Below are 26573 nucleotides of genomic sequence, written 5' to 3'. Positions count from 1 at the left end.
CGGCGCCGGGGTGCCGCCACAGCAGGGGCTCAGTCGAGCGGGGTGAAGACCCCGCGCTCCTCGAGCAGCTTGATGTTGCGGGCGCGGGTTGCGCGCTCGCGGGCGAGCCAGTCCTCCCCGGGAGGGACGTCCAGGTACTGGTTCTTGGGGTAGATCGGCTTCTCGTAGATCGCCGCGTACTGCTCGGTGCGGAGGTCCTTGAAGCCGTTGAAGACGCCATTCGACTGGCGATCGCGACGCAGTGCGTCGATGTCGATCGTCGTGCTGACGAAGGTGTCGCCGGCCGTGACGCCGGGCGTCTCGGTGATGATCTTGCCGCGCTGGTTCACGATCATCGAGCGGCCGCCGAAGAGGTCGTTGATGACTCCGTCCGGGCCGAGTTCGGGGCCGAGGTTCGGCGCCACGACGATCGCGTTGTTGAACAGCGCGTGCGCCTTGTTCTGCACCTCCCACATGCCCTGCGAGGTCTGGGGCTCGATGAGCGTGGCGCGGATGAGGATCTCCGCACCGTTCATGGCCAGTCCGCGCGCGATCTCCGGGTAGGCGCCCTCGTGGCAGATGACGTAGCCGATGTTGCCGATGTCCGGGGTCTTGGCCACGGGGTAGATCGCGTCCATGACGTTGCCGTTCCCCTTCTTGACGATCCACTCGTCCCACAGGTCGTGGAGGTTCGTGGTGCCGAGGGTGCCGCCCTCGAACCCGTCCGAGGTGGCCTTCGCACGGCGGTAGATGACCTCGCCGTTCGGGTCGATCATGAACGCGCAGTTGAAGTAGCGGTCCGGGAAGTCATCGTCTGCGACCAGGTAGAGCTCGCCGGCGATGTAGGTGTTCAGCTCACGAGCGGCCTTGCCGAGCTCGTCGGTCTCGGGACCGGGGATGGTGCGGGCGAACTTCTTCTCATACTCGCGGTCGCCTGCGTGGAACGCCATGTGCATGCCCTGGATCGCCATCTCGGGGATGACCACCAGTTTGACCGGGTAGCCCTCGGTCGACGCCACGCCGACCGCCGTCTTCATGAACGAGATGATGCGCTTCGTGGCGTCCGGGATCAACCGGAGGAGCCGCTCGTATTCGTCGGCCGTCTCGTCGTCTCCGGCATCCGGAAGGACTCCGGACGTGCCGACGAGCGCCGACAGTTGCGCGCGATCCAGGAAGCCCGGCAGTTTCGACCCCCTGTCGTGGCCGGCCGTCGCGCTCTCGGTCTCCCACGTATCCCACCGGCTGAAGGGCGTTCCGCGGTCGATCACATCCCTGGCCGCGAAGATGTCGTGCCACGACCCGTCCGGACGCACAGTCGCTTCGAGACCCGAGTCGGCCGGATAGCGTCGGTCGTTCGTTTCGGCGAGGTACCCCAGCCAGGCGGAGAGCACGAGCTGTCCTGCCCGGACTTCGGAGCGAGCGGAGCCGACCTCATCGGATTCGAAGAGCCCCCGGAGCTCTTCCGCCGCGATCGCGGCGACATCCGGCCTCTCGGCATCGAGGGCGAGCTTGACCAGTTCGACCATCGCCCAGACGCCGCCCGACCGCAGGACCTCCGGCTCGTGGTCGGCGGGGCGGGAGTACACGGCGAGGTTGCGGATGGAGGCGACGATGCGGCGGGGCATCCCGTCGAATTCGGGTCCTCCTTGGCTCAGGATGTCGGACCACTGCCTCGTGAAGCTGGCGAGGCACTCGCCGACGTACTCGGGCGAACCGGTTCCCGGCGCTTCGAGCGTCCGGATCGTCGCTGCGTCGATGAAGACCTGGGCCGCCTGCGGCGAAAGCAGGACGTCCTGTTCGACGTCGCTGATGCTCTCGGTGAGCCCGCGTCCCGGTGCGGACGATGTGCCGTGGGACAGGTCGGAGCCATCGGTCCGGGCCACCCACACGCCCCGGACGACGTGCCCGAGAACCTCCAGAGCGCGTTCCGCGGTGGACAGCGCCCCGGAACGCAGGTTCGTACCGATCGCGTCCTTCAGCGTCGCGATCTCGTGCTCGGTCTCCTCGTAGGGGGTCACCGCTCCAGGCGGTTCCAGTTCCACGCTCGATTGGAGAAGCCGGACGACCCGCCCGGCTGCAGCCGCCTCGAGGGGAGCCGGAGTGATGACCCGGAACGCAGTATCCCCCAACCGCGTGCGGTCGCCCGGGCGGATGTCCAGCACGATGCGAGGTGGGACATATTCGTCAGAAGTGCCCTGAGCCTCCGCACCGCTTCGGAGAGCCGGGATGCCGAGCGACGCGATCGCCTGGCGGACGGCCTTGGGCCGGATGGCTTTGACGACGCGCCCGGCCTCGGCGATCGGCACCTTCACGGTCGAGACGGACCGCGTGGAGGTGCGGGAGTCCGCGTCCGACGCCAGCAGTCCGTCCAGTCCCTTCGTCGCACCCGCATACCGATCGGACATCCGGTCGAGGCGATCGGAGAGCGTGTCGACCAGCGACGATCGCACGACTTCGTCCAGCCGGGACGGCTGGCCGAACAGCCGGGTGAGCCGGGAGGTCGAGACCAGGAGCAGGACAGCGGTGGCGACGAACCACGCGAACGCGATCACAACCCCTGTCGCGCTCGGAAGCCAGATGGACTCGAGCGCCATGAGGGCGTTCGCGACCAGGCCCACGCTGACGAACCACCCCGCACCGATGTAGGCGAGGACCCGGCCCCGGGATGCCCCGATCGCCAGAGGAGCTTCCGCGAACAGCTGGGCCGCGATCGTCAGGCCGGCGAATCCGACAGACAGGAAGGTGGTCTGCACCTGCCAGAGCGCGACATCGGATCCTGAGACCGGGTGAAGGTGCTCACGAATCCAGAGCGGGTCGCCCGCATAGTGGGCGACACCGATGAGCACCGAAGCGATGAGAACGCTGCACACTGCGACGACGATCTCGCGGCGGCCGAGTTGTGCCCTCATCGGCGGTACACGAAGCGCCGGCCGGCTCAGTCGTCGCGCCCGCGCTTGAATTTCTCTGCCAGCCGCTTGGCCATCCCCTTGGTCTCCTGCTCCACTCGCTGCGCGAGCTGCTGAAGCGTGCGCAGCGGACGGATGGAGCCCGCCTGCCGGTGACTCGATTCTTCGCTCGTCTCCTGAAGAGGAACGACGAACTCGTCCTCGGCGACCGTGACCACGTACGCGGAATCGTCCGCGTTCAGCGCGATGCTCACCGGCACTGCCTCTCCGGTGTCCGGGTCGACCGCTACGGCGTTGATCGAGACGTCCACATGCGAGCCGTCGTCGACTTCGACGATCTCGACTTCGGCGAGCGGGCCGCTCTCGATCGCGAGGACGAAGTCGTCCTGCGCGGGCGTCCGGTCCTCCTCGTTGGTGTTCTCGGCCATGATGGCTCCCTAACATGTCAGCGGTGGTTGGTACCGCTGGACGCTACGCGGCGCATCGAACCCGGACTACGTCCTGTCCGGCCCAAAGGCGTCGCGCAACTTGACCTGCCGGGGCAGCGCTCACATCCCTCTTGTCGCCGAGTCGCGGGCGGCGCACCATGGGGTCATGCCGCCTTCACACGATCAAGCCGCTGACTCCGGAGACGTTCCCGGCGTGGCTGGCGCTCGCGGAGAAGCACAACGGCGTCTGGGGCGGCTGCTACTGCTCCTATTTCCATGGGGACACCTCCCAGACCGTGAAAGCCGATTACGACGGGCCGACGTTCAAGAAACGACTGGTCGACGAGGGCGTCGCCCATGCGGCACTCGTGTTCGAGGGTGATCGCGCCATCGCCTGGTGCGAGTACGGGAGCCCTCAGGAGCTTCCGCGCATCTATCACCGCAAGCAATACGACGCCGGCGAGACGTCGCCCGCCCCCTGGCGCATCACGTGCTTCTTCGTGGACCGCGACAACCGGCGGGTGGGCGTCGCGCGCGAGGCACTGGATGGAGCGCTCGCGTTGATCGCCGAAGCCGGCGGAGGCGAGGTGGTCTCGTTCCCGAACGAGCTGGCGCCGGGCAAGAGAACGTCGTCGTCGTTCCTGCACAACGGCACGCGCGCGATGTTCGAGAAGGCCGGTTTCGTCTTCGAGCGCCACATCGGCACGAGCAAGACCGTCATGCGCATCCACGTCGAAGCGGCCGAGCCACCGCTGTCATGACGCAGTGCTCGCTAGACTCCCCGACATGGCGCTAGTGGATAACCTGGGCATCAGCGTTGCGGACCTCCCGGCCGCTACCGAGCAGTTCGACCCCGTACTGACCGCACTCGGATACACCCGGCACGACGCCGAAGGAGGCGTCTCCTGGGATTGCGGTACGGAGACCGAGCTGATCCTCTTCCCCGCCCGCGAGCCCGATTCGGGACCGCACCGGCACGGTCGCGTCGGGTGGCAGCACCTCGCCTTCGATATCGCCGAGCGCGTCGAGGTCGACCGTCTGTATGCGATCGCGCTCGACGCCGGCTGGACCTCCGTGCGGGAGCCGAAGGAGTACCCGCGGTACAACGATCGCTACTACGCGGCGCACGTCGAGGACGACAACGGCATCCGGATCGAGTTCGCCTACAACCCGCCGCGGACGGCGGGCTGAGTCCAGGGAGCGTCCTGGTGGGCGAGCCAGACCTCGCCAGGGTCGAGGCTGCGGATGAGCCGCTGCGCCTCGGTGGTGGGATGATCCAGCTCGTCGTAGAAGACGGCACTGTCGCCGCAGATCACAGCGGGACGCCCGTCGGTCTCGACCACGACGATCTGTGACCCCGGCGAGTGCCCCGGGGCGGGGATGAGACGGACACCCGGGACGAGCTCGAGTTCCCCCTCCACCAGCGTGTACGTGAGGCCCGGGGCATCCACCCAGTCGAGGATCGTGTACTCGCCGGCGTGCGCGTCGTCGTACTCGGCGCGCTGCACGTAGATCGGCCGCCCGGCGAAGAGGTGATTTCCTCCCACGTGGTCGAAGTGCAGGTGGGTGTTGACGACGATGTCGATGCTGTCCGGGTCGAAGCCGGGGAGTTCGTTCAGCGGCTGGATGCGGGGTCCATATCCTCCACGGCAGGATGCAGCTGGGTGAGGCCCGTGTCGACGAGAATACGGGCCTCGGGATGGTAGATGACGTGCACGTTGATGGGCAGGCGCTCGTCTCCGGCCAGCAGATCACCCACGCGAAGGCGAGTGATCGTCGGGCGCGCCGGACGGACGGAATCGGTCGCCTTCTGGAACTCCATGAGCCCTCCACACGATGAGATGCCGCGCCTCGCGGTGTGACCACTCTGCCACTCACCGCTCGTGCGACCTATGAACGGGCCGGCCGCGTTCCTGTCTCGGCCGCATCCACCCGTGCCTCTGGGTCGACCAGGCGGCCGTCGATGAGCTGGACCGTCCCGTGCATCCGCGGCAGGTGGATCAGGTCGTGGGTGACGAGCAGGGTGGAGGTGTTCCGTTCGTCCGTCAGCCGCAGGATGAGGTCGATGATGCTCGCACCCCGTTCCTGATCCAGGGCGCTGGTGGGCTCGTCGATGAGGAGCACGCTGGGCTCGTTCATGAGGGCGCGGGCGATGTTGATGCGTTGGCGCTGACCACCGGAGAGCTGATGCGGTCTCTTGTCGCCGTGGGCTGCGAGACCGACGGCGTCCAGGAGCATGTCCGCCCGGGCGGTGGCGTCGGTGCGGTGGCGTCGGCTGAAGCGGGCGCCCAGTTCGTTCATGACGGTCAGTTGCTCGCGTGCGGTGAGCGACGGGATCAGATTGGACTGCTGGAACACGATCCCGATCTTCTCGCGGCGCAGCGCGGCCGATTCGGCGCGGTTCAACCGGGTGGCGTCGATGTCGTCGATGAGGACCTGCCCCGAATCGGGGTGGATGAGTGTGGCCGCGACGGCAAGGAGGCTGGATTTGCCGGATCCGCTGGGTCCCGTGATCCCGGTGACGGTCCCCGGGTGGGCAGTAAGCGAGATGTCGTTGACGGCGGTCACGCGGGCGTCGCCATCGGGAAAGGTGAGGGTGATGTTGTTCAGGCGGATCATCGGTTGCTCCCAAGGGCGGTGAGGGGGTCGGCGGAGGTGACGGAACGGAGCGCGAACGCAGCCCCGGCGAGACCGAGGAGGATCATGACCGCCCCGGGCAGCACGGTGGTGATCGGGCTGAGGAGGAACGGCAGCGCGGTGCCCGCCAGCGAGCCGAACGCGGCAACGAGCCCCAATCCGACGCCGATTCCAAGGAGCAGCACGATCAGGGCCTGACCGAGCGCGTCGCGGATAAGAGACGGGGTGCTGGCGCCGAGGGCTTTGAGGACGGCGATGTCGCCTTTGCGCTGCATCGTCCAGACGGTGAAGAAGGCGCCGATCACGAGCCCCGAGATCCCGAACAGCAGGGTGACCATCAGGAGCAGCGATCCGATCTCGGAGCGGAACGCGCTCAAGGCCATCAGGGTCCCGACGGTGGACTCGGAGACGGTGGTGGTCGCGGCATCGGCGGCCTCCCAGTCAGGAGTGCCCGTCACGGCGAGGACGGTGGCGTAGACGTCGGGATTTCCGGTGGCAGCGGAGTAGGCCTGCCAGTCGTGGAGGGTCATCGTCACGACCGGGGTGTGGCTGTACCAGCCGTCCCCGCCGATCGTCTCGACGGTGTAGCCGGTGCCGGCGATCGTGACCTCGTCGCCCGTGCTCACGTCGAGGGCCTTCGCGGCGGGGTCGGAGAGGCCAAGCCGGCCGTTCTCCGTGGGGGCTGTTGCGTCGAATCCGGGTTCCACACCGAATACCGCGATAGCCGCGCGGGTGTCACCGGCCTCGCCCCGGGTCTGGCTGATCCCGACAGGAGTGGCAGCTGTGACGCCCTTCGTCGCCGCCCAGTCGGATGCCTGCTGCCGGGTGATGGCCGAGTCGGAGAAACTCGCGCCGCCATCACCTGCGGCCGGTGCGGAGAACACCACGCGGTCGGCGGGCAGCGCCAGCACCGCGGAGACGTTCTGGGTGGCGAGACCGCCGGTCAGACCACTGAGGAACCCGACGAGAACGGTGATGAGGGCGACGACCGAGCCGATGAGGACGAATCGGCCCCGCGCGAAACGGAGGTCGCGGAGTGCGACGAACATGGGGTGTGCCTTTCCTGCCACCGGACGGGGTGACTACTCCACTCTCGCCGTCCGCCGCGGCCGGGTCATCGGCCACCCGGACACGGTTTCGCGCCCGAAGTGTGCAGCCTCCGATCGTCCTTTTGGACGATGACCGTCAACCCCGCGCCGCGTAGAGTTCAGCCCATGGCCCACACCGCATTGACCCCCGTTTTCGTGGGTCTGCGCACCGGGCTGCACGTCCTGTTCGCCGCACTCACCGTGCTGGTCGTCGTCCGCGCGATCGTGTCCCCGACGGATGCGAGCGTCGCCGTGATCGCGGTGGCGGTGCTCCTCGGGCTCACCTACGCGTGCGGCGCCCTGCTGACCCGGCCGGCCCGAGCGCACCGACTGCTGCAGTTGGCCTGGCTGGCGGTCCTGACAGCGGAGTGGGTGGTTCTGCTGTGGCTGATCCCGGATGCCGCCTACCTGGTGTTCCCGCTGTTCTTCCTCTACCTCCACCTACTCGGCCGCTGGTGGGGTTCGGCCGCGATCCTTCTGTCGACGATCGTCGCGATCTGTGCACTCGGCATGCACAGCGGGTGGACCGTTGGCGGGGTCGTCGGCCCGCTTGTCGGCGCGGGAGTCGCATTGCTCATCGGGCTCGGCTACCAAGCTCTCGCCCGCGAAGCCGAACAGCGTGAAGCGCTCGTCCACGAGCTGATCGCCACCCAGGGGCAGCTCGCCGCCACCGAGCACGAACAGGGGGTCCTGGCCGAGCGGGCTCGCCTTGCCCGCGAGATCCACGACACCCTCGCTCAAGGACTCTCCAGCATCCAGATGCTGCTCCACGCCGCCGAACGCGCCGACCCGGGCCGGCCCGGCATCGAGCACATCCGGCTGGCGCGCGAAACCGCCGCCGCGAACCTTGCGGAAGCACGCCGATTCATCCGCGAGCTCACGCCACCCCAGCTCGACGACCAGACCCTCGGCGGGGCACTCCGCCGGCTCGCCCGCACCCAGTGGGCGAACCAGGGACTCGACGTCCAGGTGCGGGTCTCCGACACGATCACGCTGCCCATGCATCTCCAGACCGCGCTGCTGCGCATCGCCCAGGGAGCCATCGCGAACGTCATCCAGCACGCCGATGCCACCTCCGCGACCATCACCGTCGCCGTCGCCGACGACCGGCTCCACTTCGCCGTCACCGACAACGGAACCGGATTCGACCCGCAGCACGTCCTCCACGATGCCGCCGAGAAGTCGGACTCCTTCGGGCTTCGAGCCACCACCGAGCGGGTGCAGCAGCTCGGCGGAGTCCTGACCATCGATGCCGCCCCCGGCCGCGGGACGACCCTGGCCGTGGACCTCCACCTGGCGGAGGTCGCATGATCCGGCTTCTGATCGCGGACGACCATCCCATCGTCCGCGCCGGACTCGTCGCCCTGTTCAGCCTCGAAGACGACGTCGAGGTCCTCGCCGAAGCGAGCACCCCCGACGAAGCCGTCGACCTCGCAGAACGCACCAACCCGGACGTCGTCCTGATGGACCTTCAATTCGGCTCACAGCAGACGGCCACCGGAGCAGACGCCACCCGCCGCATCCGCGCCCTCGAGGCCCCGCCGTACGTCCTGGTGCTGACGAACTACGACTCGGACTCCGACATCCTCAACGCCGTCGAGGCGGGTGCCAGCGGCTACCTCCTCAAGGATGCGCCGCCCCACGAACTGATCGCCGCCGTCCGCGCGGCCGCGGCAGGTGAGAGCGCCCTCGCTCCCGTCATCGCCTCCCGCCTCCTCAGCCGGATGCGCGCACCCCAGATCAGCCTCAGCAGCCGGGAGATCCAGGTCCTCGAACTCGTCGCCGCCGGCCGCTCGAACACCGATATCGCCCAGGAACTGTTCATCAGCGAAACGACCGTGAAGTCCCATCTGTCCCACATCTTCTCCAAGCTCGACGTCAACTCCCGCACAGCCGCCGTCTCCGCCGCGCGACGACGAGGCATCCTGCGATAGGGACCACGCGGGCAACGGGTCAGAACCGCGCCAGCCACGCTCGCGCCATGTTGTACACGCCGGACGCGATCAGCCCTGCGCCCAGTGCGATGATCAGCACGCCGCCGAGCGGGAACTCCTCCAACGTGCCGAGTCCGCCGGCCAGGCCGGTCGCGGTCTCCGCCTCAGCGCGCACGGCGGCGAGCACGAAGGCCGCGCCCGCCAGCATCACGACGATGCCTTTCGCGAGGTAGCCGACCACTCCGAGGATCACGATCCCGTGTCCTGTTGCTCCGGGCGGCAGCTGGATGTCGCGGCGGAAGCGGCGCCGGACCCCCTTGACGACGAAGTAGACCCCGACACCGCAGGTCACGGTGCCGAGCACGCCCAGCAGGACCTGACCTCCCGGCGTCGACAGTATCCCCGTGCTCAGCTGCCGGGTCGTCTCGGTCGCATGGGTCGGGTGCCCTTCGGCGAACGCCACCGCCGTGAGGCCGAGCATGGCGTAGGCCACGGCCTTGGAGAGATGCTGCAATCGTCGCGACCAGCGACGCGACGGCGATCCACCTCTCACCAGGATCGTCTCGGTCAGCAACCAGAGCGCGAGCGCGAACAGGCCGATCGCCGCGATCCACAGCACGACGAAGCCGCCGGGGATCTTCGTCACTTGTTCGAGAGCGCCGGTCTGGTCGGGTTCGCCGACATGGGTCGTCCCGAGCTGGATCGCCAGGCCGCCCAGAAGCACCTGGATGAGGCCGCTTGCCGCGAACCCCGCGCGGGCCGGGATCTCGAGGAGTTTGCTGTCGCCCGCGATGCGCGCCGCCTTGCGCAGCTCGGCCTTGCCCACGAGGCCATCGCTGGACCCAGCACCACTCGCCCTGATGCTCATCGGCGAAGCCTCCCTCAGTCTGAACCGGACGAATGCGATCCTCACGGCAATTGAACATCAAAGCATGTTTCGGTCGCGCGCTCGCACGCGGTGTATGAAGAATGGGGCGCGAGACGATCTCGATGAACTCGTGCTCGGAGAGGATGGCCGGCGTGGCGAAGGCTGACCCTGCTGCCTGGTTCCTCACTCGCGAGGAACGAGGGAACCCCGCATCCGAAGTGCAGGCGGGTGACGCGTCCCGGGCGTCGTGGTCGGAGGGAAACCTGGTCCGCCCGCTCGTGCACGGTGCGACCTACTTCGAGCGGCTGTACGAAGAGCTGTCCGCGCTGCGCGCCGGCGACCGTGTGTGGTTCACCGATTGGCGCGGCGACAGGGATGAGCGACTCCGGCCGGAGGGGCCCACCATCGGTGAGCTGTTGGCCGACCTGGCCCGCTCAGGGGTGGAGGTGCGTGGGCTGGTCTGGCGATCCCACGGCGAACGGGTCTCCGCGCCGATCAGCAGTCGGTCGAATGCGCGCTTGGGGCGAGAGATCAACGACGCGGGCGGAGAGGTGCTGCTCGACCAGCGGGTGCGCCGATTCGGGTCGCACCATCAGAAGTTCTTCGTGCTCCGTCGGAGCGACGACCCGTCCCGCGACGTCGCGTTCGTCGGAGGGATCGACCTCTCGCACAGTCGACGCGACGATGCGCGCCACGGCGGAGACCCGCAGGCCGTATCCATGGACGCCCGCTACGGGAAGACGCCGCCGTGGCATGACGCGGCGCTCGAGCTGCGCGGGCCTGTGGTCGCAGACGTGCTGGAGGTGTTCGCCGAACGGTGGAACGACCCGCATCCGCTCGACCATCGCAACCCCTACCGGATGCTGCTGCAACGACTCGCCGACATGCCGCGTCACCCCCGCCCCCTTCCCGAGGCCGCGCCGGCCCCGGCTCCCGCAGGACCCCACGCCGTGCAGCTGCTGCGGACCTACGGGCCCAAACGGCCGCGGTTCCCCTTCGCCCCGCACGGCGAACGGAGCATCGCGCACGCCTACGCGAAAGCCATCGCCCTGGCTCAGTCGCTCATCTACATCGAGGACCAGTACTTGTGGTCGAGGGAGGTGGTCACTGCCATAGCCGATGCGCTCAGAAGCACTCCGACGTTGCAGGTGATCGTCGTGCTCCCGAGGTATCCGGACTCGGACGGCTTCCTCTCCGGGCCCCCGCGGCGGGTGGGGCAGCTCCGGGCACTCTCGGCCCTGCGCAGTGCCGCCCCCGACCGGTTCGGTGCATTCGATCTCGAGAACGGCGCGTCCACCCCGGTCTACGTCCACGCGAAGCTCTGCATCATCGACGACCTCTGGATGACCTGCGGGTCGGACAACTTCAACCGCCGCTCCTGGACGACCGACAGCGAACTCACCTGCGCCGTCGTCGACACCACGCCGGGCGGCCCGACCTCCGCCCGCTTGGCCCGGGATCTCCGCCTCCGGCTGTGGGCGGAGCACCTCGGCCTCGCCGAAGACGATCCCCGGCTGCTCGACACGACGGACGGGTTGGCTCTCTGGCGGGCCAGCGCGGACACGCTCGATCGCTGGCACTCGAGCGGGTCCCGCTCGCCGCGGCCCACCGGGCAGGCGCGACACCACATCGTCGAGCCCGTGTCGCGGTCTCAGCGCCTCTGGGCGGAGCCCGTCAATCGCCTGATCGTCGACCCGGATGCGCGCCCCCGCCGGCTGCGCGGAACCTCGCAGTTCTGATCGGGAGGACAGCACGCCCGCGCGCGTAGCACGAATCGCGAGGGTTTCAACCCCGGATCGAGCGCGGCGATCTCGCCGTATGCTCTAGCGGGCATGCGAGAACCGAAGGTGGCGATGAGCACTCCGAAGAAGAAGTCGAAGGCGGACGGGCCGAGCACGGCGGCGTACGAAGCTGAGCTGAAGCGGCTCCAGGTCGAGCTGGTGGCCATGCAGCAGTGGGTCGTCGCAACCGGAGCCCGCGTTCTGGTGATCTTCGAAGGGCGCGATGCCGCCGGCAAGGGCGGCGCGATCAAGCGGATCATCCAGTACCTCAATCCACGGTCCGCCCGGGTCGTCGCGCTGGGGGTTCCCACCGAGCGCGAGAAGAGCCAGTGGTACTTCCAGCGCTACATCGAGCGGCTTCCTGCGGCCGGGGAGATCGTACTGATGGACAGGTCCTGGTACAACCGCGCCGGTGTGGAGCACGTGCTCGGCTATTGCACACCGGAGCAGTACGACACGTTCCTCCGCCAGGTTCCTGCGGTCGAGCGGTTGCTCGTCGAAGACGGCATCATGCTGTTCAAGTACTGGTTCTCCGTGTCCGATGACGAGCAGCAGAAGCGGTTCACGAAACGACTCAAGGACCCGATCCGCCGGTGGAAGCTCTCCGAGACGGACCTGCACTCGATCACCCACTGGGAGGAGTACTCGCAGGCCAAGGACGACATGTTCACGGTGACGGACATCCCGGAAGCACCGTGGTGGACGGTCGAGAGCGACGACAAGAAGTCGGCCCGCCTGAACGTGATCAGTCACCTACTGTCTCAGATCCCGTACGAGAAGCTGGAGCCGAAGAAACTGAAACTCCCCGAGCGACCACCGGCCGACGACTACGTCCGGCCGCTGCGCGAGCTGTACAAGTACGTGCCCGATCGAGCGTCCGATGACCTCAGCGCCTAGCGACCGCCGCGCGAGGATGCGCCGGCTGCACGAGAAGTTCATCGTCGAGGTGCGGACGGTACCGGCCTCCTCCCGGCGCAACCTCTACATCATCTCGGCCGTTCTGATGGTGGTCGGGCTGGTCGCCTTCCTCGTCATTCTGGACTCGGTCCGCGAGAGTGACGGGCTTTCGGCGATCGACAAACCGATTCAGGCCTGGCTGGAGGGCATGCGAACACCGACGCTGACCGTCGTGATGGCGACCATCGCTACGGTCTTCGGCCCGGTCGCCATGCCGATCATCGTCCTCGTCACCGCGGTGTGGTGGGGTTTGGCGGCACGGCATGCGTGGCGACCGCTCCTCCTGGCGGCGGGCATGATCGTCGGCGTCGCGATCGTCCAGATCCTCGCGCCGGTCATCGGCCGCGACCGGCCGCCGATCGATGCGATGCTCATCGGTGTCGACCACACCCCCTCGTTCCCGTCGGGGCATGTGATGGGTGCGATCGACTTCCTCCTGATCACCACCTATCTGGTCTTCTCGCGTCGCCGGAATCCCGTGTCGACCGTGATCGCGCTCGTCGTGGCGGCCCTGCTCGCGATCGCGACGGCAGTCTGCCGGGTCTACCTCGGCTATCACTGGCCGACGGATGTGCTCGGTTCGGTGTCGCTCTCCCTGGTCGTGGTCGGCGGAGTGGTCGCGGTCGACACCTGGCGGACCGTCCGGGTGGGACCTGCGGGCGAGGAGCACGCATCGGCCCAGGACCCAGTTGCAGGCCAGGTGACCGCGGCCGGCCGACTGCCATGAGCGGCGTGCAGAACGGAGCGGCCGGCGGCCCGAAGAGCGAGATCGAAGAGGTCGTCGCCACGGATGCTCCGGGCGAGGTCAAGATCGCACGGCTCTGGTGGGTCGTCTCGGGCGCCGGGGCGCTCCTCCTCGTCCTCCTGCTCGCTGCGGTGATCTTCTACCGGCAAGCCGACAAGCCGTTCGGTTTCGAGGTCGAGTGGATGGGCGAGCTCGTCGAAGCGCGCGCACCGGTGTGGACTGTCCCGGCACTGGTGTTCGACTGGGTGGGTGGCGGCATCAGTTCGATCGTCTTCGTTCCGCTCACCATCATCGGCGGCCTGTTGATCTGGCGGCGCCCCTGGGCCGCGCTCTACTTCACGATCGCGGCGGTGACGAGCGGAACGATCGTGACCATCATCAAGAACCTGGTCGGACGCCCTCGGCCAACCGAGATCCTCGTGCACCCCGACTTCGGCTCGTTCCCCTCCGGTCACAGCGCGAACGCGGCCCTCGTCGCGACCACCCTCGCAATCATCTTCTGGCGCACCTGGATCTGGATCACGGGCGCCATCTACACCGTGCTGATGATGCTCAGCCGCACCTATCTCGGCGCCCACTGGATCTCGGACACCGTCGGGGGCATGCTCGTCGGGGCGGCCGTCGCGATCATCATCTGGGCGCCGTTCGCTTTGAAGCTGTACCGGGAACGACGGCGGCCCCACCCACCGATCTGGGTCGCGGTGGACCGTCATCCCGTCCTCCCCGGAGGAGTCACGGGGCGGGGAGGCTCCGCGCACCCTCGCTGAGGTCCGGGTCATCCGTGAAGTAGGGAGATCGGCGTCGCCTCGGACGGCGACGAGCTCGGCAGAGTTCATGATTGCCGCTCGGCCACGACGCGAGCATGATGGGGCGCGGAGAGGTCGGAATCATGGACCGTGTCAGAGAATCGATCTTCACCGCGTTCGACCTTGTAGTCGATGGCGAGGACATCTACGCTCGCCCGACGCTGCCGGAGGGGAACCGCATCGTGGAGCTTGAGGGCCACGTGGCGGAAGACCTGGCCGCGGCAACGAGAGCGGCCAATCATCTGCGTCGGTGCCTGCGGTTGTGTGAGGGTTACCGCGAGCTTGTGCGTCTCGACGTCGAGGTGCCCGAGGTGCTCGACACGGTCTGGCGGACGGCCTTGGTGTCTTATGCCGAAGCGTTCCGGGTCGAGGCGGACGATCCCGCCGCCACCCGTCTCGCCGAGGAGATCGCCCCGGAGACCGAGCCCCTCGCTTCAGCGCACGCTGCATTGCTGTTGCAGAACGACCAGTACCTGCATGCCCACTACGGCGCAGACAGCACCAAGACCTTCGCCGTCGTCGACGACGCACCGCGGCACGCCCGGCGCGTGCTGGCGGTCGGCGCTGTCGAGTTGCCGTTCGGCCGGTCGCACGCCGTGGATGTCCGCTCCCTGGAGCTCCTTGCGAGCCGGGCTCTGGCGCTCGTCGAGGTGCGCCGTCAAACCAGCGAGGACCGCGTCGCACAGGAGGTCGCCGGCGACCCGATAGACGCTGTCTGCGAGATGAAAGAACTGCGCTTCCTCCTCAGCTAACGGCTCTCCGGAAAGCGAACCCTCCGAATCCCTCGCCGCAGGACAAATGCCCGCTGGACGGGAACGGCTCAGGACTGGCCGACGAGGGCGGAGAACGCGTCGAGAGCGTATCGGGCGGACGCCTCAAGGTCCGCGCGGGAGACTCCACCGCTGGCATGCACCGCCTGGCCCTCGGTCACGATCATCACGTAACGGGCGAGTGCGGCCGGGTCGGCATCGGCGGGGAGGTCGCCTTCCGCCACCGCCCTCTCGAACCGGGAGGCGAGAGCCGCCTCGCCGGACAGGCGGCTGGCGGCGACGAACCGGGTCAGCTCGGCGCTCTCCGGTCCGGTGGCGATGGCTCCCTGGATGGAGAGGCACCCCGGCGGGCGCGACGGGTCGGTGACGGCGCGGATGTTGTCGTTCAGCAACGTGGACACCACCGCCTGAGCGGTCGGCTGCTCGAGGGCGCGGCGGGCGTAGAGCATGTCGACCGTGGCGTATCGGCGGACGGCGGCCTTGAACAGCTGCTCCTTGTTGCCGAATGCCGCGTAGAGGCTGGGCTTGTTGATCCCCATCGCTTCGGTCAGCATCGCCATCGTCGCCCCGTCGTAGCCGTAGCGCCAGAACACCTCGATGGCCCGGTCCAGCGCGACGTCGACGTCGAATGCCCGCGGGCGCCCGCGTTCTCGCATCTGCTCCTCCTGACCTGATTGTATACCTGTCGGTAAAAAATCGTGAGGCCCGGGAATACCCGACACATCGCACTGCTTGTACCGCCCAGTACACAATCCACGAGGAGTGAGCATGTCCCCATCCACCACCCCCATCACCGCCCTGATCACGGGCGCCACCAGCGGCATCGGGCTCGCGATCGCCGAGCGCATCGCGGCCGACGGCGCCCGGGTGTTCATCACCGGACGCAACCCGGAGCGCCTGGAGGTCGCCGCCGCCCGGGTGCGCGACGCCGGCGCGAGCGAGGTCACCGCGGTGCGCGGCGACGTCAGCCGTCCGGACGACCTGGACGAGCTGTTCGCGGCCATCGCCCAGGCCGGGAACGGCCTCGACGTACTGGTGGCCAATGCCGGCGGCGGCGAGTTCGGTTCCCTCGAGGAGACCACCTGGGAGCACTACCGAGACACGTTCGACCGCAACGTGGGCGGCACGGTCTTCACCGTCGGCAAGGCTCTCCCGCTGCTCAACGACGGTGCCCGCATCGTCCTCCTCGGCTCCACCTCGGCGACCAAGGGCAGCGCGTCCTTCGGTATGTACGCCGCCTCGAAGGCGGCCGTGCGTTCGCTCGGTCGCACCTGGGCGGCCGAGCTCGCGCCGCGCGGGATCCGGGTCAACACGATCATCCCCGGACCCATCGAGACGCCCGGCCTCGCGGGCCTCGCACCGGACCAGTCGTCGTCCGCCGGCCTGCTGCAGTCGCTCGCCTCCGGTGTCCCGCTGGGACGGCTCGGGCGCCCGGAGGAGATCGCGGAGGCGGTGCACTTCCTCACGAGCGACGCGAGTTCGTTCGTCACCGGCGCGGAGCTGTACGCCGACGGCGGTCAGAACCAGTTCTAGTCGAGCACTGTCCGCCCACATACGAAACGCCCCGGGATCCCTTTACTTCAAGGGGATCGCGGGGCGTTTTCTGTGGCGGTACCGGTGGGATTTGAACTCTAGTTCGGGGCCTTGACACCGTGCGGTTCTGGTTCGACTTCCGCGTAGAATCAACGATGTTGGCCTTCTGTCATCTCATACAACCCAATACGATCTCGCACGTTTGTAGTCAAAATGTAGTCAAGCGGTTGGATGCTGATGTTTAAAATACCGCATTACGACACGCGAGATTGGGCGACACTGTCCTCGTAGGCTCAAAGGCTTCGGAACCGAAGCCGCCGGATACGTCAGACACCCCGATTATGCTCCGATAGATCATTTGAGATCGTTCAGAGGTTTTTCGCTTGATTTTCCGCGGTTTGCGATTGCACATGCCTGATTTTAACTGCGCTGCATTCGCCCCAATGGGTGGGATCAATGCGGGGCGACAAGACGATGCCGGCCCCTGGGACAGGGCGGGGTGCGCAGCCGAGAGGGCGGCCGATACCAGCCGCGATTTCACCGTCTTTTTTCACAACACCGGCGCACGAGAATGTTGCTGCGCATCATCAGACTGCCCATCAGGGTAATCGCCGTGTCGGAACTCCACCGATCTCGGACGCCGTGCGCGTTCTTTCTCGCGGGAGGTCGGCTGGGACGCGTCCCCCGTCCCCGTCTCGAGCCGTTCGAGGATTGTGTCGCTTGCGTGGGACGCCGGGGCATTGGGTCGGGGCAAGCCGCGGACGGCTTGTGCGCGCCTCCAACGGTCACACGGCGGTATAGCCCCCATCGATCTTCACGTCTTGACCGGTAATCATGGCGGCCTCGTCGCTCGTTAGGAACGCAACAAGCTGCGCCACTTCGTCGGGTCGCGCGAACCGCCCAACGGGAATAGAAGCGCGGGCTCGGTCGCCCTTCTCGCCAGACCATTCGGCGACAGCCATAGGTGTCTCGACGATTGTTGGTGACACCGTATTGACAGTCACTCCGCTGGTAGCCCACTCCAGCGCAAGCACCCGCGTCAGGCCGACTACACCGGCCTTCGATGCCGCGTACGAAACATGACCCTCCAGAGCGACGGAAGCTGCTTGCGATGCGATCGTCACGACTCGTCCGTACCCGCGGCTGACCATAGCGCGACCAATGGCGCGTGAGAGGTAGAAGGCTGCGCTGAGATTGACATTGAGGACGCGCTGCCATTCGACAGGTGTGGTCTCGAGTGCCGGCTTCACGATGGCGATTCCCGCACAGTTGACGAGGATGTCTACGGCGCCCACCTCCGCGTCGATCGTGGCTGCGAGCTGATCAGCTATGGCGGGATCGGAAAGGTCGCCGGTGAAGGAGCGGTGCCCCTCCCCGGGAAGGGCGGCACACGCATCCGCGACGCGCTCGGACAGGTCTACGCCGACTACGCGCGCGCCGCGCCTGGCGAATTCCTCTGCGATGGCTTGGCCGATTCCACTAGCGGCTCCGGTGACGACTGCCACACGGTTTCCAAATTGATTCACGAGTTGACCTCCACATCCTTGGGGGTTCGGTTTGATTCCTGGCGAGGCGTCGTTCCCGGGGAAGCTCGACGTGCAGTTCTCACAACGACTTCACCATGGCGCTCGAGAATTTCCACCCGTCTCGAGACGTGCCCGGCGCCGACGCTGAGACTAGTGGCTGGAGCCCTCGGTCTCGATCCCGGTGCGGTCGCCGGACCACAGGGTGTGGAAGGCGCCCTCTTTGTCGACCCGCTTGTAGGTGTGGGCGCCGAAGAAGTCGCGCTGACCCTGCACGAGGGCAGCGGGGAGGCGGGTGGAGGCGAGCGAGTCGTAGTAGCTGAGGGCGGCGCCGAAACCGGGCACCGGCACACCGGAGAGAGCGGCCGTCGCGACGACACGACGCCAGGCGGCCTCGCCCTCGGCGACGGCGTCGGCGAAGTAGGGTGCTTCGAGCAGGGTCGCGATGTCCGGGTTCTCGTCGTAGGCGTCGGCGATCCGGTTGAGGAACTGGGCGCGGATGATGCAGCCGCCGCGCCAGATCTTCGCGACCTTGTCTTTGTTGATGTTCCAGCCGTACTTCTCGGCGCCGGCGATGATCGCGTCGAACCCTTGCGCGTAGGCGACGACCTTGGAGGCGTAGAGGGCCTTCGACACGTCGTCGGCGAACGATGCATCCACGGGCTGCACCTCGGGGCGGGACGTCACGACCGCCTGCACGGCCTGGCGCTGCGCTGGCTTGGAGGACACGGCACGGGCGAAGACGGCCTCGGCGATGCCGCCGACCGGGACGCCCAGGTCGAGCGCGTTCTGCACGGTCCAGACGCCGGTGCCCTTCGACCCGGCCTGATCGAGCACGATGTCCACGAACGGCTTGCCGGTCTCGGCATCGACCTGGCGCAGCACCTCGGCGGTGATCTCGATCAGGTACGACTCCAGGTAGCCCTCGTTCCACTCGGCGAAGACGTCGGCGATCTGCGCCGGTTCCAGGCCCCCGACCGTGCGCAGCAGGTCGTACGCCTCGGCGATGAGCTGCATGTCGGCGTACTCGATGCCGTTGTGGATCATCTTCACGAAGTGACCGGCTCCATCGGTGCCGATGTGCGTCACGCACGGCTCGCCCTCGGCGACCGCCGCGATCGACGCCAGGATGGGACCGAGCGTCTGGTACGACTCCTCGGACCCGCCGGGCATGATCGACGGCCCCTTCAGCGCGCCCTCCTCACCGCCGGAGATGCCGGTGCCGACGAAGTGGATCCCGGTCGGGGCGATGCGCTTCTCGCGCTCGATCGTGTCGTGGAAGTTCGCGTTACCGCCGTCGACGATGATGTCGCCCGGCTCGAAGCGCTCCACCAACTGCTCGATGACCGCATCCGTACCGGCGCCGGCCTGCACCATGATGATCCCGGTGCGGGGCTTCGCCAGCGACGCCACGAAATCGTCGATCGATTCGGCTGCGACGAACCCGGCCTCGGGATGCTCCGTGATCAGTTCGTCCGTGCGGGCGTAGGTGCGGTTGTACACGGCGACCGTGTTGCCCTCGCGCGACGCGAGGTTGCGGGCCAGATTCGAACCCATCACCGCCAGACCGATGACTCCGATGTTGGCCGATGCTCGTGACATTCCTGGTGCTCCGATGGTTTGCGCCCGCAACGAACTGCGGTGCGTGAAGGTGATAGGTCTGTAGTTCTTTCGCCGAACAGTAAGCGTCCGGGGTGAGCCTGGTTTGCGTCCATTTACCCCGGACACTCGGTCTCGGGTTAGCCGAGCTGTGCGACTCGCACGAGAATCTTGACCTGCTCGGGATCGTCGGAGCGGTGGAACGCTTCGTCCGCGTGATCGAGATCGAACGTCGCGGTCACCACCTCTTCGAACGGGAACGGGTGACGGCGCAGCAGTTCGATGGCGTGAACCACGTCATCGCGCACGTACATGAGGTTTCCCATGATCGTCAGTTCGCGATCTTGAACCAGGTCGAGGTCGATCAGGGTGCGACCGGCTGGAACACCGACGGTCATGAGTGAGCCGCCCTTGTCCAGCGCAGCGATTGCGAGCGCGACAGTCGATTCACGGGATACGCAGTCGAACACGACGTGGGCCTTGCCCCCGAGCGCTGCAACTGCCTGTTCAGCCGCGTCTGGAGCTGACGAGTCGAATGAACCGTGGGCGCCGAGACGTTCCGCTCGCGCACGCTTGCTTTCGAGCAGGTCGGCGACAACGACCTTGGCGGCGCCGGCGTCGAGCGCAGCAATGGCCGTGAAAAGCCCGATGGGCCCGGCCCCAATGACGACGACGCGTTTGCCGTTCAGGTCGCCTGCCCGGCGAACGGCGTGCACGGGAGTGGAGAGCGGCTCGATGAGCGCCGCCCAGTCATCGTCAAGATCGTCCGGCAGCGGGATGACACGGTCTGCAGCGATCGTGAATGCGTCGGTCATGCCACCGGGAGTCTGGCAGCCGAAGACGTCCAGGGTTGCACAGATGTTGTAGCGGCCCGCAAGACACTGATCGCAGTGACCACAGGCGAGGTTCGGTTCCACCACAACGCGCCGACCCGCGAGATCAGCGTCAACACCCTCGCCGGTGCTCTGGACTACCCCGACGACCTCATGGCCGGGCCAGAAGGGCAACGCCATGAAGGGGTGCCGGCCGTGGGCGGCATGCATGTCGGATCCACAGATCCCGACGACCGTGCTGCGGACCAGCACCTCGTTCGGGCCTGCCCTTGGTGTGTCGACGGTTTCTACCTGAATGTCGTCGATCGAGTTCACGACGATACGCCGCACGGTTGTCATGATTGGTCTCCTTTCCTCAGCTCAGACGGCGGTGTATCCGCCGTCGACGACCAGTACGGAACCGGTCACGAACGACGCGGCCGCGCTGGCGAGGAAGACCACGCTTGGCGCGATCTCTTCCGGCATGGCGAAGCGCTGCTGCGGCGCGTCGTCGATCCAGTAGCGCTTGAAGTCCTCGCGGTCGACCGGCGCCATTTCGGTCTTCACGTACCCGGGTGCGACTGCATTGACCCGAATGTTGTGCGGTGCCCACTCCACAGCCAGAGACTTTGTGAGGTGGTGCACGGCGGCCTTGGACGCGTTGTACGCCGGCTGCCACTGGGGGCGGTTGACGATGAGGCCCGACATGCTGCCGATGTTGACAATGGAACCGCCGCCGATGTCGCGCATGTGCTTGCCGGCAGCGATACTGGCCTTCCACAGTGCTCGAACGTTGAGGTCCCAAACCTGCGCCCACTCGTCGTCTGTGACATCGAATGCGGGGTTGTGGTAGCAGGTGCCGGCGTTGTTGACGAGGACGTCGAGCTGGCCGAGGCCTTCAATGGCCTTCGCCGTCATTTCGTCGATCTGGGAGTCGTCCGTGATGTCGGCCGTGACGGGCAAGAAGTCGTAGCCGGCCGCTCGGGCTTCCTCGGCGACAGCAGCGTTGCGTTCCGCGCTGCGGCCGGCGATTGCGACGGTGGCGCCTGCTTCGGCGAGCCCGAAGGCGAAGGCCTTACCGAGGCCCTGGTTGCCGCCGGTAACGAGCGCGGTCTTTCCTTCGAGGCTGAATGGTGAGCTCACTTGAGAAACCTTTCCGTATTTACTTGTTGGGGTAGACGATGGCTTTGAGGCCGGCAGGGTCGAGGTCGCTTTCCAGCGCTTCCTCGACGTGGTTGAGATCGAATCGCCCGGTGACCAGCGAGTCGAGGTCGACCTGTCCGCTTGTGACGAGGTGGATACCGGCTGGCCAGGTGTCGGTGTAGCGGAAGATTCCGGTTACCCACACTTCCTTGTTCTGGATGTGTTCGATGGGCAGGTTCATCTCGGGGTTTCCGAGGCCGACGAGTACGGCGTAGCCCGCGGGCCGGACCGCTTGGATGCCGGAGAAAACTGCGCGCGGGGCGCCGCTTGCGTCGATGAATGCGTCGACTTCCAGTCCGGCGTTTGCGATGTCTACGGCAGCCGGGTCGATGACCTGGGTTGCGCCGTAACCGAGCGCGCGTTCCCGGCGCTCGGGGACAAGGTCGCTGACGATGACCTCGGCGGCGCCGAAGGCCTTGGCCGTCTGGGCGCAGATGATACCGATAGGGCCAGCGCCGGCGATCAGCACCCGGGAGCCGGGAACGATGTGCGCTTTCCGCATCGTTGTGATGGCGACGGAAAGCGGCTCGAGAAGGGCCGCTGCCTCGTCTGACATGCTGTCCGGGACGGGGTGCGCGAACTCCGCTTCGATGGTGACGTATCCGGTGAATGCGCCGTCGATCGGCGGGGTGGCGTAGAACTCCATGTTCGGGCACAGGTTGTATCGGCCGGCCATGCACTGGGCGCATCGGTGGCAGGGCTTCTGCGGTTCAATGGCTACTCGCTGACCCACCCGCGATGGGTCCACGCCCTCTCCGACGGATGCGATCACACCGGAGAGTTCGTGGCCGAGCACGAGCGGACCTTCAACGACGAAGTCTCCGATCCTGCCATGGCGGAAGTAGTGAACGTCAGACCCGCATACGCCCACTGCGGAGACGCGGACCAGAACGTCACCTGGAGCTGGGGTGGGTATGGGGCGGTCTTCAATGGTGAGATCGCGCTGTCCGGCGAGGACGCTTGTCCTCATGGTGTCTGGGAGCGTATCGGTCATGGTCTTACCTTTCTGGTGCGTGGTATCGGTGTCTGTGTGCGAAGGGCTTAGGAGTGCTCGGCCGGAGACGATGTGGCTCGCGCCCGCGTCGGCGGCGGCGCGTGCGAGCGCGCCCGTTATGCCGCCGTCAACCCCGACTGTCCACTTCTCGGCCAGGGCGGGGATCTTGCCCAGGCAGCTCGGGTCTGCCCCTGCGGTCGTGCCAGAACGGATGAACATGACCATCAGCCCGTCGGCCGCAGCTGGAATGTTCCTTCCCGGGTCGTCGGGGGGAAGCTCCAACCACACTCGAACGCCAGAGCTCCGGAGTTGCTCGACCATGCGCCGGGCGACGTCGAACGTTTCCCGGTCTACAGTCACGTGGCTAACGCTCGATCCCACGAGCGAGTTCAACACGTTGTCAGACTCCACCCGAGCGGCGTTACCTGTGGCGCCGTCGCCGTCCTCCGTGAAGATCAGGTGAACGTCGATGTGCGCGTGGGGGAGGTCTTCGAGCAGGTCGGCGAGTTCGCGTGGTTCAACCCCGAGGTGTCTTCCATCGGCGTCGATGATCAGGTCGACGTGAACAGCGCATCCGGCCCTCGCTAAGGCCGCAGCAACGCTTCTTCGGCTTGGTGCATCGACCGCGTAAAGGCTGCCGGCGATCTCGGCGTCGACATCGGCGTGCCAATCGGCCACGACTACCGGCTTTTCAGCCGTACCCGCAGAGCTCACGATCGATCCAAACTGCGGATGGACGTCACTGCCCGGAATGCCTCCCAGCGGTCATTGCTGAACGCCCGCGGCTCAGCAACGATCCGCCTCGTCGGTTTCCACTGTCTGCGTACTTCAGCTACCGGACGCCCGGAGGCGACAGCTGCCGCTTGCACGGCCGCGCCGCGGGCGGTCGCTTCATTCACGTCGGCGACGGCCACGGGCCGGCCGGTCGCGTCCGCAAGTAACTGCACGTAGGCGGCGGACTTCGCTCCACCGCCGACGGCGAGAATGGTGCCGTTGGTCGGCACGCCCATCCTCTCAAGGTGGCGCTGTCCGCTGACCAGTCCGAGGATCACGCCTTCGTATGCTGCGTAGGCTACTTGCTCGCGAGTAGTGGCGGTGGTGAGGCAGCTGAGGATACCGACCGCGTCGGGCAAGTCAGGCGTGCGCTCACCGTCGAGGTACGGCGCGAGGGATGGGGCGTCCGTCGGGTCCGCCCTCAACGCTAACGCTGAGAGCTCAGCGTGAGTTAGCCCAAGAATTCTGGCGAAGGTGTCGGTAGTCTTTGCGGCGTTCAACGTGCTGACAAGCGGCATGAAGCCGTCGGTCATGTCGGCGACACCATCGACGAAGCCTTGGTGGTCGCGTATCGGTGTCGCGCTAAGCGCGGAAACGACGCCGCTGGTGCCGAAGGAGTAGACGACGTCGCCGGGCACGATGCCGAGGCCGAGCGCCGCGGCGTGCTGATCACCACCTCCGGCGCCGACCGTGACACCGGCAGAGACACCGAGTGCCTCCTGCGCATCCATGGTCACTTCACCCGCTGGGATACCAGGACCGAGAACGGCAGGAAGCAGGGGAATCCAGTCCCGTTCGGGGTCGATCTTGGCGAGGAATTCGGGCAGGTATTCGTTGGTGGCGGCATCGAAGTATCCAGTACCGGACGCCTCGGACCGGTCGGTCACGCGTCGCCCGGTAAGACGGAAGGTCAGGTAGTCATGAGGAAGGAGGACGTGGGCGATGCGCTCGAAGTTTTGGGGCTCAACTCGGGCGAGCCAGGCGAGTTTTCCGATGGTGAATGCTGCCGTGGGCAGCGTCCCGATGCGGTCGACGAGCCTTGCGTTGCCGATCTGGTCGCGCAGGTTCGCGAGATCCGGAGCGGAGGTCGTGTCGTTCCACAGCTTCGCTGGACGGATGACGTCGTCATTTGCGTCGAGCACGACGAGCCCGTGGCATTGTGCCGCGACTGAGATGCCGACGATGTCCTCGGGTGAGGTCTTGGCGTCGCGCATCGCATAGCGGAACGCGATGACGAATGCATCCCACCAGTCGTTCGGGTTCTGCTCGCTCGTGGGAGGGAAGACCGATGGGTGCGGGGCGGACCCGCCTCCGAGGCGCTCGCCTGTTTCGAGGTCGTAGATCTCCACCTTGCAGGATTGTGTCGACGAGTCGACGCCCGCGACGACGCGGCGGCTACTCATTCGCCGACCTCGCGTTCGAGCGTCAGCTCGACGGGGAGAATTTTCTGAAGGCCGACGATTCCGCCAGGGTGGATGTCGACGACATCTTGCCAGGAGTGGTTGCGCAGGCGCATGAGGGTCGATGCTAGCGCGTCGCCCCATGCACCGGAGACGAGGGTCGATCCCATTGCGATGAGGCCGCCCGGGTCGGCATCAATGGGCGAGGTCTGTACGCGAACGATCGTTGTTGCCGCCTTCGCGAATGGTGAGTCGGCGTTCTCGGTAAGGGCGACGACTGGTATGCCGCGTTCGACGAGCTTCTCGGTGAGCTCGACAAGCTCGCTCGAGCGGCCACCCTTCGATAGTGCGATGACGTAGTCTCCGGCGGTCACAGACCCGAGCCCGCCGTGGAGGGCATCCAGGCACGGGAGGTAAAAGGCGGGCGTGCCGGACACTGCGAGGAGATGTGCGAGTCTTTCGGCCATGATGCCGGAAGTGCCGGTGCCCGTGGTGATGATCTTGCCTGGCGTTGCCAGCACTGTGCGGACAATTGTGACGAACGACTCGTCGAGTTGGGAAGCGAGCCCGGCTACGGCCTGCGCCTCTCGCTCGACTGCTCTGCGGCCGGCTGCCAGGATGCGACCATCGGACGCGTAGTCGGAGTCGCCTTCAGGCGATTGTGTGCTCACTGGTGTTCCTCTGCGAGATGCGGCGGTGGGGAAGCGGGGGCCCCGGTTCGGAACCGGGGCCCCCGTCGGTTGGTGCTACTTCTTCTGGCCGGGAAGGCCCTCGTACGAGATGTTGCCCGTCTTGAGGTTCTCGTTCACCAGCTTCGTGAGACCGGAGAGGAATTCCTTCCTCTTCGTGACGACGTGCTCGATCGCTGCGTCGACATTCGTCTTGGTGATCGCGGGCATGATGTAGACCGGGTGCTTGTCCTTGACTTCACCTCGAGCGACCTGGGCTGCGACCGCGAGACCGGTGGACAGCTCAACCGTGCCGTTCTGCAGTGACGTTCCGATGAACGACCCGTTCTTGACCGCGTTCAGACCGTCCTGGATGCCATCGATACCGACGATCGGAACCGACTTGCCGGCTTCCTTCAGCGCCTGAAGCGCGCCGATGCCCATGTCGTCGTTCTCAGAGATGACGCCGTTGATCTGGTCGCCGAATGCGGAGACCCAGTTCTTCATCTTGTTCACGGCCTGGTCGCGGTTCCAGTTCGCGGTGTCCTTGGCGAGCACCTTGATCCCGGGGTGCTTGGCGAGAACCTGGTCGATTCCCTTGCCACGGTTGATCTCACCCGAACCGCCGAGCGGGCCCTGGAGAATCACGACGTTGCCCTTTTCGCCGATCTTGTCGACCATCATCTGCGCCTCTTGCGCGCCGGCGGCGACATCGTCCGGCTGGACGCTAGCGGCAACGTCCTTGTTGTTCAGGGTGGCGTTGACGTCGAGGAGCGGAATCTTGGCCGCCTTCGCCTGGCTGACCTGCGGCTGCAGAGTGTCCGCCTGGACCGGAACGACGATAATGGCGTCGACCTTGGCGTTGATGTACTGGTCGACCTGGCTTGCCTGGGTGCTCACGTCATTGTTGGCGGAGTTCCAGAGAACGTTGATGTTGTTCTCCTTGGCGTAGGTGTCGATCCCTTCCTTGCCCTCGGTGATGAATGAAGACATGTCGTAGACGGAGATGCCCACGGTGATGGCCTTCTGTCCAGCAGAGTTGGTGCTGTTTGACGATGGGTCACCGGCGCCGCAGCCGGCGAGCCCGACGAGGGCCGCAATGGCGATGCCAGCGGTGGCGACCCTTCCGAGTGTGCGCTTGATCTTCATTGATTGTTCCTCCGAGTCA

The 26573-nt window shown here is 66.6% G+C and carries 26 protein-coding genes and 1 pseudogene; 10 read left to right on the top strand and 17 right to left on the bottom strand.

Annotation, left to right across the window (positions count from 1 at the left end; genetic code table 11):
- Positions 1 to 29 precede the first annotated feature (29 nt).
- Positions 30 to 2888, bottom strand: a complete 2859-nt coding sequence (locus tag P3F85_RS01880; RefSeq protein ID WP_374009569.1) for a nitrilase-related carbon-nitrogen hydrolase — start codon at positions 2886 to 2888, stop codon at positions 30 to 32.
- Between the two features lie 26 nt (positions 2889 to 2914).
- Positions 2915 to 3313 carry a hypothetical protein gene (locus P3F85_RS01875; protein WP_374009568.1) on the bottom strand — a complete coding sequence of 133 codons (399 nt, stop codon included), beginning with the start codon at positions 3311 to 3313 and terminating at the stop codon, positions 2915 to 2917.
- A 158-nt stretch (positions 3314 to 3471) separates the two neighbouring features.
- Between P3F85_RS01875 and P3F85_RS01870 the strand changes: the two genes are divergently transcribed.
- Both P3F85_RS01870 and P3F85_RS01865 read left to right on the top strand, forming a co-directional pair.
- Positions 3472 to 4074, top strand: a complete 603-nt coding sequence (locus tag P3F85_RS01870; protein WP_374009567.1) for a GNAT family N-acetyltransferase — start codon at positions 3472 to 3474, stop codon at positions 4072 to 4074.
- Between the two features lie 25 nt (positions 4075 to 4099).
- Positions 4100 to 4504 (top strand): VOC family protein, encoded by a 405-nt coding sequence (locus P3F85_RS01865; RefSeq protein ID WP_374009566.1) that lies wholly within the window; start codon positions 4100 to 4102, stop codon positions 4502 to 4504.
- Here the strand turns inward: P3F85_RS01865 and P3F85_RS01860 are convergent.
- From P3F85_RS01860 to P3F85_RS01845, 4 genes are all read right to left on the bottom strand, one after another.
- The gene (locus P3F85_RS01860) at positions 4477 to 4893 is read right to left on the bottom strand and encodes an MBL fold metallo-hydrolase (RefSeq protein ID WP_374010980.1); all 417 of its coding nucleotides are present in this window, start codon (positions 4891 to 4893) and stop codon (positions 4477 to 4479) included. The genes P3F85_RS01865 and P3F85_RS01860 overlap by 28 nt on opposite strands.
- A 35-nt stretch (positions 4894 to 4928) precedes the next feature.
- Positions 4929 to 5135, bottom strand: coding sequence for a hypothetical protein (locus P3F85_RS01855; protein ID WP_374009565.1), 207 nt, complete (start codon positions 5133 to 5135; stop codon positions 4929 to 4931).
- Positions 5136 to 5203: 68 nt separating this feature from the next.
- The gene (locus P3F85_RS01850; protein WP_374009564.1) at positions 5204 to 5932 is read right to left on the bottom strand and encodes an ABC transporter ATP-binding protein; all 729 of its coding nucleotides are present in this window, start codon (positions 5930 to 5932) and stop codon (positions 5204 to 5206) included.
- Positions 5929 to 6999, bottom strand: a complete 1071-nt coding sequence (locus P3F85_RS01845) for an FtsX-like permease family protein (protein WP_374009563.1) — start codon at positions 6997 to 6999, stop codon at positions 5929 to 5931. Before P3F85_RS01845 ends, P3F85_RS01850 begins: the two co-directional genes overlap by 4 nt.
- Before the next feature lie 165 nt (positions 7000 to 7164).
- On the opposite strand from P3F85_RS01845, the gene P3F85_RS01840 reads away from it, so the two are divergent.
- Entirely contained in the window at positions 7165 to 8349 is a 1185-nt protein-coding gene (locus tag P3F85_RS01840; protein ID WP_374009562.1) for a sensor histidine kinase, read from the top strand.
- Positions 8346 to 8972: a LuxR C-terminal-related transcriptional regulator gene (locus P3F85_RS01835; protein WP_374009561.1), complete on the top strand. Its 627-nt coding sequence runs from the start codon at positions 8346 to 8348 to the stop codon at positions 8970 to 8972. Before P3F85_RS01840 ends, P3F85_RS01835 begins: the two co-directional genes overlap by 4 nt.
- 19 nt (positions 8973 to 8991) lie before the next feature.
- Here the strand turns inward: P3F85_RS01835 and P3F85_RS01830 are convergent, their stop codons facing one another.
- Complete coding sequence (locus tag P3F85_RS01830) at positions 8992 to 9840, bottom strand: DUF1206 domain-containing protein (RefSeq protein WP_374009560.1); 849 nt, start codon at positions 9838 to 9840, stop codon at positions 8992 to 8994.
- A gap of 152 nt (positions 9841 to 9992) precedes the next feature.
- Here P3F85_RS01830 and P3F85_RS01825 point away from each other — a divergent pair, with 152 nt between their 5' ends.
- The 5 genes from P3F85_RS01825 to P3F85_RS01805 all read left to right on the top strand — a co-directional run bounded on the left by P3F85_RS01825 (position 9993) and on the right by P3F85_RS01805 (position 14881).
- Positions 9993 to 11579, top strand: a complete 1587-nt coding sequence (locus P3F85_RS01825) for a phospholipase D family protein (protein ID WP_374009559.1) — start codon at positions 9993 to 9995, stop codon at positions 11577 to 11579.
- A 114-nt stretch (positions 11580 to 11693) separates the two neighbouring features.
- Positions 11694 to 12518 (top strand): polyphosphate kinase 2, encoded by an 825-nt coding sequence (gene ppk2, locus P3F85_RS01820; RefSeq protein ID WP_374010979.1) that lies wholly within the window; start codon positions 11694 to 11696, stop codon positions 12516 to 12518.
- Positions 12502 to 13305 (top strand): phosphatase PAP2 family protein, encoded by an 804-nt coding sequence (locus P3F85_RS01815; RefSeq protein ID WP_374009558.1) that lies wholly within the window; start codon positions 12502 to 12504, stop codon positions 13303 to 13305. The genes ppk2 and P3F85_RS01815 overlap by 17 nt, the downstream gene beginning before the upstream one ends.
- Complete coding sequence (locus P3F85_RS01810; RefSeq protein WP_374009557.1) at positions 13302 to 14090, top strand: phosphatase PAP2 family protein; 789 nt, start codon at positions 13302 to 13304, stop codon at positions 14088 to 14090. Before P3F85_RS01815 ends, P3F85_RS01810 begins: the two co-directional genes overlap by 4 nt.
- A 71-nt stretch (positions 14091 to 14161) precedes the next feature.
- Positions 14162 to 14881: a hypothetical protein gene (locus P3F85_RS01805; RefSeq protein WP_374009556.1), complete on the top strand. Its 720-nt coding sequence runs from the start codon at positions 14162 to 14164 to the stop codon at positions 14879 to 14881.
- Between the two features lie 68 nt (positions 14882 to 14949).
- Here P3F85_RS01805 and P3F85_RS01800 read toward each other — a convergent pair whose 3' ends face one another.
- Complete coding sequence (locus P3F85_RS01800) at positions 14950 to 15555, bottom strand: TetR/AcrR family transcriptional regulator (protein ID WP_374009555.1); 606 nt, start codon at positions 15553 to 15555, stop codon at positions 14950 to 14952.
- A gap of 112 nt (positions 15556 to 15667) precedes the next feature.
- On the opposite strand from P3F85_RS01800, the gene P3F85_RS01795 reads away from it, so the two are divergent.
- Positions 15668 to 16432 (top strand): SDR family NAD(P)-dependent oxidoreductase, encoded by a 765-nt coding sequence (locus P3F85_RS01795; protein WP_374009554.1) that lies wholly within the window; start codon positions 15668 to 15670, stop codon positions 16430 to 16432.
- Positions 16433 to 17217: 785 nt separating this feature from the next.
- On the opposite strand, the gene P3F85_RS01790 is transcribed toward P3F85_RS01795, so the two are convergent.
- The 9 genes and pseudogenes from P3F85_RS01790 to P3F85_RS01750 all read right to left on the bottom strand — a co-directional run bounded on the left by P3F85_RS01790 (position 17218) and on the right by P3F85_RS01750 (position 26554).
- A complete protein-coding gene (locus P3F85_RS01790) occupies positions 17218 to 17937 on the bottom strand; it encodes a GolD/DthD family dehydrogenase (RefSeq protein WP_374009553.1) in 720 nt (239 codons plus the stop codon).
- Between the two features lie 171 nt (positions 17938 to 18108).
- Positions 18109 to 19557 carry an NADP-dependent phosphogluconate dehydrogenase gene (gene gndA / locus P3F85_RS01785; RefSeq protein WP_374009552.1) on the bottom strand — a complete coding sequence of 483 codons (1449 nt, stop codon included), beginning with the start codon at positions 19555 to 19557 and terminating at the stop codon, positions 18109 to 18111.
- 137 nt (positions 19558 to 19694) lie between these two features.
- Positions 19695 to 20726 carry a zinc-binding dehydrogenase gene (locus P3F85_RS01780; RefSeq protein ID WP_374009551.1) on the bottom strand — a complete coding sequence of 344 codons (1032 nt, stop codon included), beginning with the start codon at positions 20724 to 20726 and terminating at the stop codon, positions 19695 to 19697.
- A gap of 21 nt (positions 20727 to 20747) precedes the next feature.
- Positions 20748 to 21509 carry an SDR family NAD(P)-dependent oxidoreductase gene (locus P3F85_RS01775; protein ID WP_374009550.1) on the bottom strand — a complete coding sequence of 254 codons (762 nt, stop codon included), beginning with the start codon at positions 21507 to 21509 and terminating at the stop codon, positions 20748 to 20750.
- A gap of 19 nt (positions 21510 to 21528) precedes the next feature.
- Positions 21529 to 22563: an NAD(P)-dependent alcohol dehydrogenase gene (locus P3F85_RS01770; RefSeq protein ID WP_374010978.1), complete on the bottom strand. Its 1035-nt coding sequence runs from the start codon at positions 22561 to 22563 to the stop codon at positions 21529 to 21531.
- Between the two features lie 111 nt (positions 22564 to 22674).
- Positions 22675 to 23241, bottom strand: a pseudogene (locus P3F85_RS01765) (hypothetical protein); the annotation flags it as partial.
- Positions 23242 to 23273: 32 nt separating this feature from the next.
- Positions 23274 to 24740 carry a xylulokinase gene (gene xylB / locus P3F85_RS01760; RefSeq protein WP_382323174.1) on the bottom strand — a complete coding sequence of 489 codons (1467 nt, stop codon included), beginning with the start codon at positions 24738 to 24740 and terminating at the stop codon, positions 23274 to 23276.
- On the bottom strand, positions 24737 to 25408 hold the full coding sequence (locus tag P3F85_RS01755; protein WP_374009548.1) for an SIS domain-containing protein: 672 nt from the start codon (positions 25406 to 25408) through the stop codon (positions 24737 to 24739). The genes xylB and P3F85_RS01755 overlap by 4 nt, the downstream gene beginning before the upstream one ends.
- Positions 25409 to 25483: 75 nt before the next feature.
- Positions 25484 to 26554: a substrate-binding domain-containing protein gene (locus P3F85_RS01750; protein WP_374009547.1), complete on the bottom strand. Its 1071-nt coding sequence runs from the start codon at positions 26552 to 26554 to the stop codon at positions 25484 to 25486.
- Positions 26555 to 26573 lie beyond the last annotated feature (19 nt).

It is taken from the genome of Leifsonia sp. T36S-04 (assembly GCF_042465655.1).
Lineage (GTDB): Bacteria > Actinomycetota > Actinomycetes > Actinomycetales > Microbacteriaceae > Leifsonia.
Note: the sequence above shows the minus strand (reverse complement) of the source record. Positions and strands in the feature narration are given on the sequence as shown.